The organism is Pseudarthrobacter phenanthrenivorans (assembly GCF_000813845.1).
GTDB classification, from domain to species: domain Bacteria; phylum Actinomycetota; class Actinomycetes; order Actinomycetales; family Micrococcaceae; genus Arthrobacter; species Arthrobacter phenanthrenivorans_B.
On record NZ_JWTB01000019.1, the window covers coordinates 186,827 to 203,068 of the forward strand.

The 16,242-nt window shown below is 67.2% G+C and carries 15 protein-coding genes; 6 read left to right on the plus strand and 9 right to left on the minus strand.

The features are described from left to right. Nucleotides 1-37 precede the first annotated feature (37 nt). Both RM50_RS10610 and RM50_RS10615 read left to right on the plus strand, forming a co-directional pair. Nucleotides 38-1,471, plus strand: coding sequence for a TrkH family potassium uptake protein (locus tag RM50_RS10610; RefSeq protein ID WP_043452433.1), 1,434 nt, complete (start codon nucleotides 38-40; stop codon nucleotides 1,469-1,471). Further along, nucleotides 1,464-2,150 carry a potassium channel family protein gene (locus RM50_RS10615; protein ID WP_043452434.1) on the plus strand — a complete coding sequence of 229 codons (687 nt, stop codon included), beginning with the start codon at nucleotides 1,464-1,466 and terminating at the stop codon, nucleotides 2,148-2,150. The genes RM50_RS10610 and RM50_RS10615 overlap by 8 nt, the downstream gene beginning before the upstream one ends. Nucleotides 2,151-2,157: 7 nt before the next feature. Here RM50_RS10615 and proC read toward each other — a convergent pair whose 3' ends face one another. The 5 genes from proC to RM50_RS10640 form a co-directional block, all read right to left on the minus strand. Continuing rightward, complete coding sequence (gene proC, locus RM50_RS10620; RefSeq protein ID WP_043452435.1) at nucleotides 2,158-2,991, minus strand: pyrroline-5-carboxylate reductase; 834 nt, start codon at nucleotides 2,989-2,991, stop codon at nucleotides 2,158-2,160. A 220-nt stretch (nucleotides 2,992-3,211) separates the two neighbouring features. Next, nucleotides 3,212-4,204, minus strand: a complete 993-nt coding sequence (locus RM50_RS10625; RefSeq protein WP_043452436.1) for a Ppx/GppA phosphatase family protein — start codon at nucleotides 4,202-4,204, stop codon at nucleotides 3,212-3,214. Between the two features lie 7 nt (nucleotides 4,205-4,211). Then, nucleotides 4,212-4,631, minus strand: coding sequence for an SseB family protein (locus RM50_RS10630; RefSeq protein ID WP_043452437.1), 420 nt, complete (start codon nucleotides 4,629-4,631; stop codon nucleotides 4,212-4,214). Between the two features lie 38 nt (nucleotides 4,632-4,669). Further along, nucleotides 4,670-7,396: a type I DNA topoisomerase gene (gene topA / locus RM50_RS10635; protein ID WP_043452439.1), complete on the minus strand. Its 2,727-nt coding sequence runs from the start codon at nucleotides 7,394-7,396 to the stop codon at nucleotides 4,670-4,672. A gap of 112 nt (nucleotides 7,397-7,508) precedes the next feature. Continuing rightward, entirely contained in the window at nucleotides 7,509-9,146 is a 1,638-nt protein-coding gene (locus RM50_RS10640; protein WP_043452440.1) for a N5-glutamine methyltransferase family protein, read from the minus strand. Between the two features lie 43 nt (nucleotides 9,147-9,189). On the opposite strand from RM50_RS10640, the gene RM50_RS10645 reads away from it, so the two are divergent. Together RM50_RS10645 and RM50_RS10650 are read left to right on the plus strand one after the other, a co-directional pair. Beyond that, nucleotides 9,190-9,666, plus strand: coding sequence for a hypothetical protein (locus RM50_RS10645; protein WP_043452441.1), 477 nt, complete (start codon nucleotides 9,190-9,192; stop codon nucleotides 9,664-9,666). A 50-nt stretch (nucleotides 9,667-9,716) separates the two neighbouring features. Further along, nucleotides 9,717-10,277 (plus strand): hypothetical protein, encoded by a 561-nt coding sequence (locus tag RM50_RS10650; protein WP_043452442.1) that lies wholly within the window; start codon nucleotides 9,717-9,719, stop codon nucleotides 10,275-10,277. A 7-nt stretch (nucleotides 10,278-10,284) separates the two neighbouring features. On the opposite strand, the gene RM50_RS10655 is transcribed toward RM50_RS10650, so the two are convergent. Further along, complete coding sequence (locus RM50_RS10655) at nucleotides 10,285-11,181, minus strand: rhodanese-related sulfurtransferase (RefSeq protein ID WP_043452525.1); 897 nt, start codon at nucleotides 11,179-11,181, stop codon at nucleotides 10,285-10,287. Nucleotides 11,182-11,311: 130 nt separating this feature from the next. Between RM50_RS10655 and RM50_RS10660 the strand changes: the two genes are divergently transcribed. Beyond that, nucleotides 11,312-12,004: a GNAT family N-acetyltransferase gene (locus tag RM50_RS10660; RefSeq protein WP_043452443.1), complete on the plus strand. Its 693-nt coding sequence runs from the start codon at nucleotides 11,312-11,314 to the stop codon at nucleotides 12,002-12,004. An 84-nt stretch (nucleotides 12,005-12,088) separates the two neighbouring features. Further along, complete coding sequence (locus tag RM50_RS10665; RefSeq protein WP_043452444.1) at nucleotides 12,089-14,464, plus strand: DEAD/DEAH box helicase; 2,376 nt, start codon at nucleotides 12,089-12,091, stop codon at nucleotides 14,462-14,464. A gap of 294 nt (nucleotides 14,465-14,758) precedes the next feature. On the opposite strand, the gene RM50_RS10670 is transcribed toward RM50_RS10665, so the two are convergent. The 3 genes from RM50_RS10670 to RM50_RS20665 all read right to left on the minus strand — a co-directional run bounded on the left by RM50_RS10670 (nucleotide 14,759) and on the right by RM50_RS20665 (nucleotide 16,148). Continuing rightward, a complete protein-coding gene (locus tag RM50_RS10670; protein WP_082007039.1) occupies nucleotides 14,759-15,160 on the minus strand; it encodes an Rv3654c family TadE-like protein in 402 nt (133 codons plus the stop codon). Beyond that, nucleotides 15,160-15,528: a TadE family type IV pilus minor pilin gene (locus RM50_RS10675; protein WP_043452445.1), complete on the minus strand. Its 369-nt coding sequence runs from the start codon at nucleotides 15,526-15,528 to the stop codon at nucleotides 15,160-15,162. The genes RM50_RS10670 and RM50_RS10675 overlap by 1 nt, the downstream gene beginning before the upstream one ends. 200 nt (nucleotides 15,529-15,728) lie before the next feature. Then, entirely contained in the window at nucleotides 15,729-16,148 is a 420-nt protein-coding gene (locus tag RM50_RS20665; RefSeq protein WP_043452446.1) for a DUF4244 domain-containing protein, read from the minus strand. Nucleotides 16,149-16,242 lie beyond the last annotated feature (94 nt).

Below are 16,242 nucleotides of genomic sequence, written 5' to 3' on the forward strand. Positions count from 1 at the left end.
ACTGGGGGAAGCCGTTTCAACCGAGGAAAAGCCACACATGACGCAGAGCCAGTCGAGGCCCCGGACCCCGGCCACCTGGCACCCCCCGGCGCAGGAGCGGGAGGGCCTTTGGATCTTGACGCGGCTGCGCGACTTCATCGACGACATCGCCAACACCACCCCGGCCCGGCTGGCCCTGACGGCCTTCGCCGCGGTCTGCACGGTCTTCACGTTCCTGCTGTCCCTGCCGGTCTCCTCTGCCGACGGAACACCCACACCGATCCACCAGGCGCTCTTCACCGCGGTCTCGGCAGTGTGCGTCACCGGCCTTACGGTGGTGTCGACGGCGGTCCACTGGTCCTTCTTCGGCCAGCTGGTGATCCTGGTGGGCATCTTCATCGGCGGCCTGGGAACGCTGACGCTCGCATCATTGCTGGCCCTGATGGTCAGCAAGCGGCTTGGTGTCCGCGGCAAGATCATCGCCGCGGAGTCCATGAACAACGCCGGCCGCCTGGGCGAGGTGGGAACCCTGCTCCGGATCGTCATCAGCACGTCCGTGGTCATCGAAGGGGTCCTTGCGCTTGCGCTGGTACCGCGGTTCCTCGGACTGGGCGAGCCCTTCTGGCAGTCCGTCTGGCACGGCATCTTCTACGCCATTTCGTCCTTCAACAATGCCGGCTTCACCCCGCACTCGGACGGCATCGTGCCCTACGAGACCGACCTCTGGATCCTCATCCCCCTCATGGTGGGTGTGTTCATGGGCAGCTTGGGATTCCCGGTGGTCATGGTGCTGCAGCAGAACGGGCTGAACTGGAAGAAATGGAACCTGCACACCAAGCTCACCATCCAGGTGTCCCTCATCCTGCTGGTTGCGGGAGCATTCCTGTGGGGCCTGATGGAGTGGGACAACGTCCGGACCATCGGCACGATGAGCGTGGGTGACAAGATCACCCACGCGCTCTTCGCCTCCGTGATGACCCGTTCGGGTGGATTCAACCTGGTGGACCAGAACCAGATGGATTCCACCACCATGCTGCTGACCGACGCCCTGATGTTCGCCGGCGGCGGCTCAGCCTCCACGGCCGGCGGCATCAAGGTCACAACCATCGCCGTGATGTTCCTTGCCATCATCGCCGAGGCCCGCGGCGACGCCGACGTCAAGGTCTACGGCAGGACCATTCCGCAGGGCAGCATGCGGGTGGCCATCTCCGTGATTGTGGCCGGCGCCACCCTGGTGTCAGTGTCGGCTTTCCTGCTGCTGCACATCAGCGGCCAGTCGCTTGACCGCGTCCTGTTCGAAACCATTTCCGCGTTCGCCACCGTGGGGCTCAGCACCAACCTGAGCGCGGAAGTCCCGCCCGCCGGGGTCTACGTCCTCACGGCGCTGATGTTTGCCGGCCGCGTGGGTACAGTTACCCTCGCCGCTGCACTGGCCCTGCGCCAGCGCAGCCAGTTGTACCACTACCCCGAAGAGAGGCCGATCATTGGCTAGTTCCACCGACGCCCCCAGGCGCCCCGCCCACAACGCCCCGGTCCTGGTCATCGGGCTGGGCCGCTTCGGATCGTCCACCGCAGAGCAGTTGGTCAAGCAGGGCCGGGAAGTCCTCGCCATCGAACGCGACCGGAGCCTGGTGCAGAAATGGGCTCCGCTGCTGACCCACGTGGTGGAGGCCGACGCCACCAACATCGACGCCCTCCGCCAGTTGGGCGCGCAGGAGTTCAGCTCCGCCGTCGTGGGCGTGGGCACCTCCATCGAGTCCTCGGTGCTCATCACCGTCAACCTGGTGGACCTTGGCATTGAGCACCTCTGGGTCAAGGCCATCACGCCGTCCCACGGCAAGATCCTCACGCGGATCGGCGCCAACCACGTCATCTACCCGGAGGCAGACGCCGGTGTCCGTGCCGCGCACCTGGTTTCGGGGCGCATGCTGGACTTCATCGAGTTCGACGACGACTTCGCGATCGTGAAGATGTACCCGCCGCGCGAGACGGTGGGGTTCACGCTGGACGAGTCCAAGGTCCGGTCCAAGTACGGCGTCACCATTGTGGGTGTGAAGTCCCCCGGTGAGGACTTCACCTACGCCCGGCCCGAGACCAAGGTGTCCTCCCGGGACATGCTCATCGTCTCCGGCCACGTGGACCTGCTGGAGCGGTTCGCGGCCCGGCCCTGATCCGCGGCTAGCCGAGCTGGCGGGTGATCTCCGCTGCGCGGTCGGCTGCGGCCTTCGCGCCGGCGGCAATGATGGCCGGAATGCCCTGCTCGTCAAAAGTGGCAATCGCGCGCTCGGTGGTGCCGTTGGGGCTGGTGACCGCCTTGCGCAGTGCGGCGGGATCCGCACCGGGCTCGGCCAGCATCAGCCCTGCGCCCGCCACCGTTTCGCGTGCCAGCAGCACCGACAGCTCGCGGTCAAGGCCCAGCTTCTCCCCGGCGGACGCCATCGCCTCCGCCAGGTAGAACGCGTAAGCCGGGCCGGAACCGCTGATGGCCGAGAGCGCGTCCACCTGTTCCTCGGGAACCTCGACGACGGTGCCGGCACCCTGCAGGATGTCCTTGACTTTCCGGAGCTGCCCAGGCGTGCAGTGGGTACCGGGCGAGACGGACACGACGCCGCGGCCCAGCCTTGCCGGCGTGTTGGGCATGGTCCTGATGACCGGCTGCCCCTCAGGGAGCGCCGCTTCCAGTTGGGCGATCGAGACCGCGGCAGCCACGCTGACCACGACAGTGTCCGGTGAAAGCGCCGGTCCGATTTCGCGGGCCAGGTCCGCGATGCCCACCGGCTTGACGCCGAGGATCACGACGGCGGAGCCCTTGGTGGCCTGCCGGTTGTTGTCGGGTTCCTCCTCGCCGGCGATGGCGGTGATGCCGGGGTACCGCTCGGCCAGTTCCTGGGCGCGGGCGGCACGGCGGACCGTGGCCACCACATCCCCGGGGTCCGTTCCTGCTTCCAGCAGGCCGCCAAGAATGGCCTCGTTCATGGATCCACAGCCAAGGAATGCGATTCGGTTGCTCATGCCTCCATCATTGCAGTTCCCACGCATTCACAGGCAACTCCCATCTTGGGCGCAGGCAGCACACAACTTGGGGTCCTAACGTAGTTATTACCTCATTGAGGGTGCGAGTGATGCGGCAGGCATGGGGATGCCTGCCAGGGCACCGGCGGCGCGGCAACAGGTTTTCCCCCATTTTCCTGTTGCCCGCCCCGGTGCTTCCGCATTTAACGGCGGGGTGGGACTAGACGGGCGCTTCCACCACACGCGAAGCGGCGGCCACGTGGGGTGCGGGTTCCAGCGGTCCTGAGAACACCAGCTGGTCCAGGCGCCGGAGGATGAGCCCTTCACGGAGCGCCCAGGGGCAGATGCGGAGTTTCTTGAACTTGAACATTTCCAGCGCGGCCTCTGCCACCAGGGCGCCGGCCAGGAGCTGGTGGGCGCGGGCCTCGGAGACGCCCGGAAGGTGCAGCCGGTCTTCCGAGCTCATTGCCGAGATCCGTTGGGTCCAGATCCCCAGGTCCGAGGCATGCAGTTCGCGTTTGACGTAGGGGCCCTCGGCGCTGGGGGCGGCGCCGGCGATCCGGGCCAGGGAACGGAACGTCTTCGAGGTGCCGGCCACCACGTTCGCGCGGCCCAGGCCGTCGAATTCGCGGACGGCAGGCTTGAGGGTGGCCCGGATGTAGCGCCGGAGCTCCTTCACGCTCTTGGCCGACGGCGGGTCCTCGGCCAGCCAGTCCCGGGTCAGCCGGCTGGCGCCGAGCGGCACGGATGTTGCCACTTCGGGCAGTTCGTCCTGGCCGAACGCCATTTCGAAGGAGCCTCCGCCGATGTCCAGGTTGAGGATGGGGCCTGCGCCCCAGCCGTGCCAGCGCCGGACAGCGAAGAAGGTCATGGACGCTTCCTCGCTGCCGGTGAGTTCCTGGAGCGTCACGGTGGTCTCGTGCTTGACCCGGGCCAGCACCTCCGGACCGTTGGTGGCTTCACGGATGGCCGACGTACAGAAGGCCAGCAGGTCCTCGGCTTTGTGCCTGGCCGCGAATTCCCAGGCCTCCAGCACGAACTCGGTCAGTTCATGCTGGCCTTCGTCGTTGATGCTGCCGTCCGGTTCAAGGTACTGCACCAGGGACAGCGGCCGCTTGTGGGACGCGAACGGGACCGGCTGCGCACCGGGGTGGGCATCCACCAGCAGCAGATGGACGGTGTTGGACCCTATGTCGAGGACGCCTAGACGCATGGGGACATTATTGCTCGTCAGCGCGCTTGAAGTCGCGCCGGATGTTGGCCACACCTTCCGGATTGATCTCGAAGCCATAGGCGGCACCCGGGTTGATCACCATGCCCAGTTCGTCACCAAGGTTGGCGATGATCGCGGCGCCCTGCGTGCCCAGCACGTTGGGTGCGGCTTCCAGGTACTGCTGGTCCACCCTGCTCGGGTGCGAGAAGACGGCAAGGACGGGGTCGCCGTCGGCGTTGGCCAGCACCAGCGGTTCCACCTGGGAGTCCACACCCTCCACCGTGTCAGAGCTGATGATGTAGACCTCGCTGTTCAGGAACGACAGGATGACGTCCACCGGGTTCGCGTCAGGCTGCCCGCCGGTGGCGAGCTTCTCCTCGAGGTCGTTGAGCGGGTTGGTGTCGTCGATTCCCTGCTGTTCAGTCATGTGACTAGCCGATCACGATCCGGAACCGCATGCAAACGCTACTTCTTGGCGGTTGCCTTCTTCTTGGCGGGTGCCTTGCGCGTGGCGGTCCGCTTGACCGGGCCCTTGGCCCGCTTTTCCGCCAGCAGTTCCACGGCCTGCTCCCGGGTGAGCTCTTCAAGGGAGGTGGCCCGGGGAACCGTGATGTTGGTGATGCCGTCCGTGATGTAAGGGCCGAAGCGTCCCTCCTTCACCACGATGTTCTTTTCCGACACCGGGTCCGGGCCGAACTCGGCCAGCGGCGGTACCGCGGCACGCGCACCGCGCTGCTTGGGCTGGGAGTAGATCTCCAGGGCCTGTTCCAAGGTGATGGTGAAGATTTCCTCTTCCGAGCCGATGGAGCGGGAATCCGTCCCCTTCTTCAGGTACGGGCCGAACCGGCCGTTCTGCACCGTGATGAGGTTGCCTTCGGCGTCCTCCCCCAGCGCCCGGGGCAGGCTCATAAGCTGAAGTGCCTCGTCCAGGGTGACTGACTCAACGGTCATCGACTTGAAGAGCGAGCCCGTCCGGGGCTTGGCCTTGACCGGCTTCTTGGGCGGCTTGGGCTTGCCGTTCTTGTAGTACTCCACCGGCTGCTTGGCCAGTTCTTCCTCGGTCATCTCAGGGATGATCTCGGTGACGTACGCGCCGTAGCGGCCGTTCTTCGCCACCACGGTGTGCCCCGTGTGGGGATCGGTGCCGAGCACCCGTTCCTCCGGCGCAGCCGTCTCCATCAGTTCAACGGCCTTGGCTGCGGTCAACTCGTCCGGGGCCAGGTCCTCGGGGACGTTGGCGCGCGCCGATTCCACGATCTCCCCGGTCTTCGGGTCCACGACGGCGGCGGAGCTTTCCAGGTACGGGCCGAATTTGCCCACCCGGAGGGTGATCTCGTCCGTGATGGGAATCGAGTTGATTTCCCGTGCGTCGATCTCGCCGAGGTTGTTGACGATGCTCAGCAGGCCCGGATCGGAGCCTTCGCCGAAGTAGAAGTGCCGGAGCCAGGACGCGCCGGCTTCCTGGCCGTTGGCGATCTTGTCCAGGTCGCCTTCCATGTCCGCGGTGAACTCGTAGTCCACGTAGTCCGAGAAGTGCTGCTCCAGGAGGCGGATCACGGAGAACGCGATCCAGCTGGGAACCAGTGCCGAGCCCTGCTTCCGGACGTAGCCGCGGTCCTGGATGGTGGAGATGGTGGAGGCGTAGGTGGACGGGCGTCCGATGCCCTTCTTCTCCAGTTCCGCGGTAAGCGACGCTTCCGTGTACCGCGGCGGCGGCGAGGTCTCGTGTCCCAGGGCCTGGATGTCCGAGGCGGACAGGGCATCACCCTTGGCCACGTTGGGCAGGCGTCGTGCTTCGTCGGAGTCGTCGTCGCCGCGGGTCTCGTCCTTGCCTTCCTCGTACGCTGCGAGGAAGCCGGGGAACGTGATCACCGTGCCGGAGGCGGAGAACTCTGCGTCCCGCCCGTCGGTGGACACGGCACCGAGCCGGATGGTCGCCGTCGAACCCTTGGCATCGCCCATCTGGGAGGCGACGGTGCGCTTCCAGATGAGTTCGTAGAGGCGGAACTCGTCGCCGGAGAGCTGCTTGGCCACTTGGGCGGGCGTGCGGAAGGAGTCGCCGGCGGGGCGGATGGCCTCGTGGGCTTCCTGGGCGTTGGCGGCCTTGTTCGAGTACACGCGCGGTGACTGCGGAATATATTCCGGGCCGTACAGTTCAGACGCCTGCCGGCGGGCGGCGGTGATGGCCTCGTCGCTCAGGGCGGACGAGTCCGTACGCATATAGGTGATGTAGCCGTTCTCATACAGCCGCTGCGCGATCTGCATGGTGCTCTTGGAGGAGAAGCGGAGCTTGCGCCCTGCTTCCTGCTGGAGCGTGGAGGTGGTGAACGGGGCCGCGGGGCGGCGGGTGTACGGCTTGGTGTCCACCGAGCGGACGCGGAACTCCGCGTCCTGCAGCCCGGCGGCCAGGGACGTCGCCAGTTCCTCGTTGAGGTGGGCCACGTTGCGGGACGTGAGTTCGCCGTTGTCATTGAAGTCACGGCCGGACGCCACCTTGGCGCCGTCGACGGCGGCGAGCTTGGCCTTGAAGGAGCCCGAATCCGCGCCGAACTGGCCGGTCAGGTCCCAGTAGGAGGCGGCCTTGAAGGCCATGCGTTCGCGTTCGCGGTCCACCACCATGCGGGTCACCACGGACTGCACGCGCCCGGCGGAGAGGCCGCGGGCCACCTTGCGCCACAGGACAGGCGAGATTTCGTAGCCGTAAAGGCGGTCCAGGACGCGCCGGGTTTCCTGGGCGTCCACCAGGTCCTGATCCACGTCGCGCAGGTTGCCCATGGCACGCTGGATGGCTTCCTTGGTGATTTCGCCGAACGTCATCCGGTAGACGGGAACCTTGGGCTTGAGCACTTCCAGCAGGTGCCACGCGATGGCTTCGCCCTCGCGGTCCCCATCGGTTGCGAGATAGAGTTCGTCGGCATCCTTGAGCGCGGCCTTGAGCTCGGTGACCTTTTTCTTCTTGTCCGGGGACACCACGTAGTACGGCTTGAAGTCGTGCTCAATGTCGACGGCGAACTTGCCGACGGAGGTCTTCTTCAGCTCGGCGGGCAGTTCGGAGGGCTGCGGCAGGTCGCGGATGTGACCGATGGAGGCCTCAACGATGAAGCCCTCGCCGAGGTACTTGGCGATGGTCTTGCTCTTGGCCGGAGACTCCACAATCACGAGTTTCTTGCCGGTTTTGGCCTTGCTTGGCACGGTGCTCCTACAGAAAAAGGTTGCTGGGGCAGATGAGCCCATGTTCGCCTAGTTCACCATATTTTGGGGAATCGTGCGCATTCATGTGGAAAAGCGGGGGGCCTAAGGGGGCTTACTGTTCGGCGGTAAACGCGGCCGGAACAAGGAACCCGTCCTGCACCAGGTTGGCAACATCGGCCAGCAGCGAGCGCTGGAATGTCCCTGCGTCTCCGCCCAGGAGCGCCTCCAAAGCCGCGGCAATCTGTCCGGCGGCCAGGTCGCCGTCGCACGCCGACACGAAGCCGGCCAGCTCGGTGCTCATCAGGTTGGTGCGGCGCAGCCCGGCACCCTGCCGGAGCAGGATCACTCCCGGGTGTTCGGCACCGGGGCGCTGATGGCGTTCCTCGGTGACGTCGTCGGCCACGAGCAAATGCGTGCCGGCAAGATCATGCGTGTCCAGCCAGTCGCTCCGGTCGACGGCGGCGCCCAGGTGGGGTCCGATGGGCTGCTCGATGGGGTACGTGATTTCCTCAAAACGGCTGATGGACGCCTGCCGCCCTTCAGCCGGGCGCCGCAGCCACACCATGCCGAAGCCGATTGCCTCGACGTTCCGGGACCCGAAGTCCGCAAGATAGGCGGCGTACGCCTCCCGGTAGTGCTGCCGGTCCCGGGACTCGGACGCGTCCTGCAGCCAGGTTTCGGCGTATTGTTCCGGGCTGACCTGCTCGCGCTGGATAAACCAGGCGTCCGTTCCGGGCCGCACCCATGAGCGTGGCCTGCCGTCCCAGTCCGCACCGGCGGGCACTTCCCAGTTCCCCAGCATCTGCGCCCATCCCCCGGGCGCCAGGATGCCGGGCAGGTCCGCCACCAGGTTCGCGACAATCCGGTCGCCGGGCAGGCCGCCGTCGCGGTAGGTGAACTGGTCCGCCGCCTCCTCCCCGTCGCTGCGCGGGGTGATGACGAAGGGCGGGTTGGAGACCACCAGCCCAAACTCCTCGCCTGCCACCGGCTCCAGCAGCGATCCCAGGCGCAGGCTCACCCGGTCCTCGAGCCGGTCCGGGTCCACGGAAAGCGCCCCGGCGTTGAGCAGGATGTTGAACCTCGTGAAGGCCAGGGCGCGCTCGGAGATGTCGGTGGCGGTGACGTGCTGGCAGTGGTGCAGCAGGTGGAACGCCTGGATGCCGCAGCCGGTACCCAGGTCAAGGGCGCGCTCGGTGTGGCGGCGGATGGTGGCCTGCACCAGGGTGGTGGATGCCTGCCCGATGCCAAGGACGTGGTCGTGCCGCAGCACCCCGGCCTGCTGGTGGGCGGCGAGGTCGCTGGCCACCCACAGTTCGGCGCCGCCGCTGCCGTCGTCATTCTTGTCCCAGCCATAGGGCCGCAGGTCCGCCTTGGCCGTGAGCAGATCCGAGCCGGGGACGGGCTGCACCAGCCCAAGGTCCACGAGGCCCTTCGCGCCGGTGCCCGGCAGCGCGGCGTCGAGCGTTTCCCGGTCCTGCGGCTCGGCCAGGAGCCACAGGCGGACGACGGCGGCAAGCGGCGCGGCGCCGTCGTCCTCCCGGACTGCACGCTCGGCGGCAAGCAAGGCGGGAATGATCTGGTCCCGGTTCAGTGCCGCGGAGGCCGTGGGGCCCAGCAGCCCGGCGACGCCGTCGAGGGTGTAGTCCAGGCGGCGCAGGTCTGCCGCCAGGGCGGCCAGCAGGTCCGGAAGGTCGCTGCGGGGCGCATCGGGGGTGTTGCCGGCGGTGAACTCGTAAGGGGATCTAGACACCGCTCAAGTTTAGTCCGGCGTTGCTGCGGGGTACGGTGGAGCCATGCCTTCCCGCCTTGCCTTGATTCCGCGCGCCCGCCGGTCAGCAGCTGCGGCGCGCCGCCTGCTGCCCGTGGCAGTGGTTGCCGTTGGCCTCAGCCTCGCCGCGGCGGGATGCTCGCCGGCGACGTCCGTGGAAAACGCCGACGTCCCCAAATGGCGGGCCACGGCCCTGCCCAGCACCCCTCCGGGCGTCGTACTCCAGGACTCCGGCAAGATCCTCAACCGCAACCGCATTGTGCAGGAAGCCGCCAGCGTGCCGGCCGGCAACTACGTGCTCACAGCGGTGTGCGACGGGACCGGCAAGGCCTTCTTCGCCGTGACGCTGGACGGCAAGCCGGTAACCGAGGCCGGGGCCGCCTGCAACGGCCGGCGGGAGACCACCAAGGTCAGCCTGCCCGCGGCCGGACGGGTCGACATCAGCAGCTCCAGCGTGGACGCTCCGCTGCTCTACGCCTACCAGCTGGCGCCGGCGCAGTAACCGTCTTTTCGGCTCTGGCCCGCCGCCCTCGGCGGGCATAAAGTCGGACTATGCCCAGTGTGCGGGGAACCCCCGCGCCCCTCCCCAGAGGGACAGCACGGGCGCCCCTGGCACCGAGGCCGGCGGCCGCCGTCGTCCTTGGGCTGGTGCTTGCGGCAGGTGCGCTGGCCGGCTGTGAATATACGTACGACGACGGCAGGGCCGGCAGTGCGCAGGCCGCCACCGCCGCCCCGGCGCCGGCCCCCACCAGGGATCCGTTGCAGCAGGACCCGGTCAGCGCCGCCGATCTGCCTGATTGGGTGTTCCGGGCGCTCCCGGACGGCACCGGCCCGGTAGTCCAGGCCGATGCCGGGATCCTGGGCGATGGGGAGGTGCAGACCGTTATGTCGCCAGTGCTGGAGACCGGAACCTACAGCCTGGCAATTGCCTGCCGGAGCCAGCGCCGGGTCACCTTCACGGTGCGCACCGAAACCCTTACCCTGCTGGACCTGGCCCTGAGGTGCGGAATCAACCGCGACAACGTCATCTACCTGTCCACGGACAGCGTCCTGATGGTCAGGGTTGAGGCCAGGACCGCAGCCAACTTCGCGTTCCGGGTGCGCCGGCTCTGACGCGGTGTCAGGCCGCCGCGCAGCCGTCCGGGCAGCGGAGCGTGTCGGGGCTGGCCGCGCACTCGTCGCAGTACAGGGTGAGGGTGCGGCAGCTGGGGTTGGAGCAGTTCTCGAATTTGCTGGTCGGCGCGTCGCAGCGGGCGCACTGGCCAATGGTCTTGGCTTCGTCGCTGAATTCCAGGTGCATGCGCTTGTCGAAGACGTAGAGCGAGCCTTCCCACAGCCCCTGGTCCTTGAACGCTTCGCCGTAGCGCACAATGCCGCCGTCCAGCTGGTAGACCTCTTTAAAGCCGCGGTTCACCATCAGGCTGGAAAGGACCTCGCACCGGATGCCGCCGGTGCAGTAGGTGACCACCGGTTTGTCTTTCAGGGCGTCGTATTTGCCGGAGTCCAGTTCCTTGATGAAGTCGTGGGTGGTGGCGACATCCGGGACAACTGCGTCCTTGAACCGGCCGATTTGGGCTTCGAAGGCGTTCCTGCCGTCGAAGAACACCACGTCCTCGCCGTCCCGCTTCCTGGCGTCCACCAGCTGGTGCAATTCTTCGGGCTTGAGGTGCTTTCCGCCGCCCACTACGCCGTTGGCGTCGACCTTCAGTTCGCCGGGGGCGCCGAAGGAAACGATTTCATCCCGTACCTTGACGCTGAGCCGGGGAAAGTCCTCCGCACCGCCGTCGGACCATTTGACGTCGATGCCGCGGAAGCCGGGATATTCGCGGGTGGTCTTGACGTACTGCTTAACGGCGCCGATTCCGCCGCCCACCGTGGCGTTGATCCCGTCCTTGGAGATGATGATGCGGCCGGTGAGGCCGAGCTTCTCGCACAGGGCACGCTGCCAGAGCCGCACCGCGTCCGGATCTGCGATGGGGGTAAAGCCGTAAAAGAGCACAATCTTGTTTAAAGCCACGTATTTAAGGGTACCGGGTGGGGTGCCGGACCGTTTCGGCCGCTGCTTCCCGCGGCCGGTGCTGATCACAATTGCATAAGCTCTTCGCCACCCCCTGTTGCTGGCGATCCGGCTGGAATAATCTCTTGCCATGAGTCCGGAAACCGTGGTTGAAGACATCACTGGCCTGCTTGAAGTGTGGGTCGCGGGCTGGGCCGGCTGCCGCGGCTACCGGACCTCTACCGAAGGCCGCTTTCCTTCCGCGCTACGGACTGACACCAGCGGGGAGTGGGAAGTCTTTGCCTCCGAACCCACCGATGACGAGTTCGCTGCACTGGCCGGCAGGACGGCCGAGGCGCCGGCCCGGGTCCTGACCATCCTCACCAACGACCCCGCGCGGTACGCGGCGATGGCAGGCCGGCAGGGCCTGAATGTCACCTCCGATTCGCAGGCGATGATGATCGTTGACATGGAGACCCAGGACGCGGAGGACCCGTGGCTTTCCGATGACGACCTGAGCCTTTCCACCTATGAACAGGGCGGCGTGTATTACGCCGAGGTGCGTTCCGGCAACGTGATTGCGGCCAGCGGCCGGGCCTTCGTGGTGGGTGACACCGCCGTCTTTGACAAGATCATTACCCAGCCTGCATTCCAGCGCAGGGGCCTCGGAAGCCTGATCATGCGGGCACTGGCGGCCCAGGCATCCGGCCGCGGCATCCGGACCGGCCTTCTCTTGGCGTCGGTGGACGGGCAGAAGCTGTATTCGCATCTCGGCTGGTCGGTCGTGGCCCGGGTCCTGATGCTGTCCGCCTCGCATGACGGCTCGGACCTGTCCCTGAGCTGACGCGGCACCGGCTGTGCCGGACTTCGGGGTTCCCCGTGGGCGAACCGTGGCCTGACGTGGTGCATCGGATGAAAGAATGGTGGGGTGAACCCCCATGACTCGCTGATTCCCCTGCTGGGCCGCGGCCCGGAACCGGAGCAGCTCCGTCATGTGCGCACCATCCAGGCACGGGATGCGGTCCACGCACCGTGGCCGGCGTGGGTGCACCCGGATATCGCCGGGGCTTACGCGTCCCTGGGCATCCGCGAGCCGTACCGGCACCAGGTGGATGCTGCCGACGCGGCCCACGCGGGGCAACACGTAGTGGTGGCCACCGGAACTGCTTCGGGAAAGTCGCTGGCCTACCAGCTGCCGGCGCTGGATGCGATCCACCGTTCCGAACTGCGTGTGCTGGCGGACCCGGGGAAGATCCACGACGACGGCGCCGTCACCCTGTATCTCTCCCCCACCAAGGCGCTGGCGGCCGACCAGTTGAATGCCGTACGTTCCCTGCGGCTAACCACGGTTCGGGCCGAAACGTACGACGGCGACACGGATCCCGCCGCCCGGCGGTGGATTCGGGACCACGCCAACTTCATCCTGGCCAATCCTGACATGCTGCACTTCGGCATCCTTCCCAACCATGCCTGGTGGGCCGGCTTCTTCCGCCGGCTGCGCTATGTCATCGTGGACGAGGCCCACAGCTACCGGGGCGTGTTCGGATCACACGTGGCCAACCTGATGCGCAGGCTCCGCCGGATCTGCGCATACTACGGGGCCGGAACCGCCTTCCCCGAACCGGTGTTCATCGCCGCGTCCGCCACCGCCTCCGACCCCGACGTATCGTTCTCCCGCCTTATCGGCGCCCCCGTGAAGGCAGTGTCCCAGGACTGTTCGCCCCATGGTGCTACGACGGTGGCGTTGTGGGAACCGGCCCTGACGGAAGTCCGGGGCGAGAACGGGGCCAAGGAGCGGCGGACCGCGGTGGCCGAAACCTCCGACCTGCTCGCCAACCTGGTTTCCGCCCGGATCCGGACCATTGCCTTCATCAAATCCCGCCGCGGCGCCGAGACCATCTCCGCCATTACCAAGCGGCTCCTGGACGAGGTGGATCCCAGCCTCCCGCAGCGGGTGGCGGCCTACCGGTCCGGATACCTGCCGGAAGAGCGGCGCGCGGTGGAGAAAGCGCTGCGGTCGGGCCAACTGCTGGGTGTCTCCAGCACGTCAGCCCTGGAATTGGGAATCGACATTTCCGGCCTGGACGCGGTCCTGGTGGCCGGGTGGCCCGGAACGCGGGCCTCCCTGTTCCAGCAAATCGGCAGGGCCGGCCGGGCCGGACAGGATGCCATAGCCGCGTTCGTGGCCAGTGACGATCCGCTGGACACGTTCCTGGTGAACCACCCGGAAGCGATCTTCGACGTGTCCGTTGAAGCCACGGTCTTTGACCCGTCCAACCCCTATGTCCTGGGACCGCACCTGTGCGCGGCAGCGGCGGAGCTCCCCCTGGGTCCGGCAGAGCTTGACCTCTTCGGCCCCACCGCCGAAACGCTCCTGGACCGGCTGGTGGCCCAAGGCTACCTGCGGCGGCGCCCAGCCGGCTGGTTCTGGACCCATTCACAGAGCGCCGCGGCCATGGTCAATCTCCGGGCGGACGGCGGAGGCCCGGTGAGCATCGTCGATGCCGAAACTGGCTCGCTGCTTGGGACCATGGACTCGCCGCAGACCCACTACCAGGCCCACACAGGTGCCGTGTACGTGCATCAGGGAGATACCTACGTGGTGGAGGACCTGAACGAAGACGACCACTGCGTCATGGTGCGCCGGGCCAACCCTGACTACTACACCACGGCGCGGGACGTGACCCAGATCGAGGTGCTGGACACCCTCCGGAGCATGCAGTGGGGCGATATCACCGTGCATTTCGGGGACGTGAAAGTTACTACGCAGGTCGTCTCCTTCCAGCGCAAGGCGTTGATTTCCAATGAAGTCCTGGGCGAAGAGCCGCTGGAACTGGGGGCCCGCGAGCTTTTCACCAAGGCGGTGTGGTTCGTGGTGGACAACCGCTCCCTGACCGGGGCAGGACTCATTGTGGCCCAGTTCCCGGGAGCCCTGCACGCCGCGGAGCACGCGGCGATCGGACTCCTGCCGCTGGTTGCGTCCAGCGACCGCTGGGACATCGGAGGGGTCTCCACCGCGCTGCACGCCGACACCGGGGTGCCCACCATCTTCGTGTATGACGGACACCCCGGCGGGGCCGGGTTCGCCGAGCGGGGTTTCGACAAGGCCAAGGTGTGGCTGGCGGCTACCCGCGACGCCATCAAGGCCTGCGAGTGCGAGTCCGGCTGCCCGTCCTGCGTCCAGTCCCCCAAGTGCGGCAACAAGAACAACCCACTGGACAAGGCCGCCGCGGTGACCCTGCTCGACGTCCTGCTCAAGGACGCGACCGAACTCTCCGGAGTGGAAGTGGAAGCACGCGGCTGAGGACCGGTTGGTGTCTCCCCGCAGGACACCCGGCAGAGGAACGCCCGCAGCTGATCACCGGTTGGAGTGGCCCAGCAGGACACCCGGCAGAGGAACGCCCGCAGCTGATCCCGGTTGGTGTCTCCCCGCAGGACACCCGGCAGAGGAACGCCCGCAGCTGATCACCGGTTGGAGTGGCCCAGCAGGACACCCGGTAAGGCAAATCACATGGGGTGCACCGTATCCTCGCCGCACCGGCCAAGGCATCAAGGCGCGGCATGGCCGCCTGTTACGCCCGGACATGGGCGGGCTTTCCTATGGCGGTGGCCCCGCCCGGGCACGCCCGGTTGCTGCGCCCAGCAGGGGGTTCCCGCCAAGCTCGGTCCGCACCTCGACGGTCTGGCCCGAACCTTCGGAGCAGCTGGCCACGGTGGCGCCGTGGCGGGACGCCACCTCGGCGGCCACTGTACAGGGATCACCCGTCGTAATGCCGCGAAGGGCGTCTGCTGCGGCAAGGGCGGCAAGGTCAGCAGCCGCAGCCGCCCTGCTCGCCAGTACGGCTGACTGGGCAAGCAACAGCATGATGCCCATGGCCAGCATGACCACGAGTGCCAGCCCGGCGGCCAGGACGGTTCCCGAACCACGCTCACTGCCATCCGGCGGGCCTACGCAGCCATAATCCCCGCCGCGGCCTGCGCGTCCGCCTATCCCCGTCATCACGGACTCCTGCCGTCCGCCCGTCCGATGACTGCGCCTGTTCCACCCACGGCTCCGGTTCCAGTCCCTGCTGTCTCGCTGCGTGTCGAGGCGCGTGCAGTGAGTGTCCAGGGGATGGAGGACCCCAAAGGTCCGGAGACATGGTCGGTGACGGTGACGGTGAACCATTCGCCGTCGGCAGCAACGGATGCGGCAGCAGACCCGCCGGTGAGCACCCTGACCGCCCGTTCCACCGCCGCCGGATCATCACCCCTGGCGAGCGCCCGGGCACCTGCGCGGGCTCCCTCCTCAATGCGCAGCTGGGTCATGCCCGCTGCGGCACCGGCCAGCAGCATGGCCAGAAGAGCGAGCACTGCGGGCAGCGCCACCGCAAACTCTGCTGTTACGGTGCCGCGGGCGCTGCCAGCCGCGTTGCCAGTCCAGCCTTGTTCCCGACGGCGCAGGCTCCAGCCCCGGTTACGCAGAATCCACGCCCGGTTACCCAGGCTCCACGCCCGGTGACGCAGAGCCTGGGCCTTCGGGCACCGGTCATACAGGCTCCGCCAGCGCTGCGCCGGCGGCGAAAGGATCACGGCAAGGCCAGGGCGGTCCGGATGAGGTTGAGCAGGAAGCCGCGTACCTCATCGCTGCGGAGGATGAACACGAGCAGCCCGGCGAATCCGACCGCGGCAAGGGTGGCGATGGCGTACTCCGCCGTGGCCATGCCGGCCTCGGAGGCCCAACGCCGTGGGCTGCGCCAAGCCTTCGGATCAACGCTGGATCCCGGGTACAGCTCCACCACGTTGCCGGGAAGTGGGGCCGTCGCACTCGTGATCGTTGCGCTCATCGTAGAGGTCCTGCCAGCGGCGGCGGTGGCAGTGGGAGGTGGAGGCACGGCAGGCATCCCGGTGCTTACCATGCGGGAATCCCCTTCACCGCGCCTTTGACGCGACAAGGCGAGCGCGGATGTTCCCGCGGAGTAGTGGCGGCGGTAGCGGTTGCTGGACATGTGGTTCCTTTCGATTGTTCGCCGGGAGCGTTCCCGGCTGTCTTGACTCTTCCGCGCCGTGACATGACCGGTAAGGGAGGCGGTGCGCTAAGTG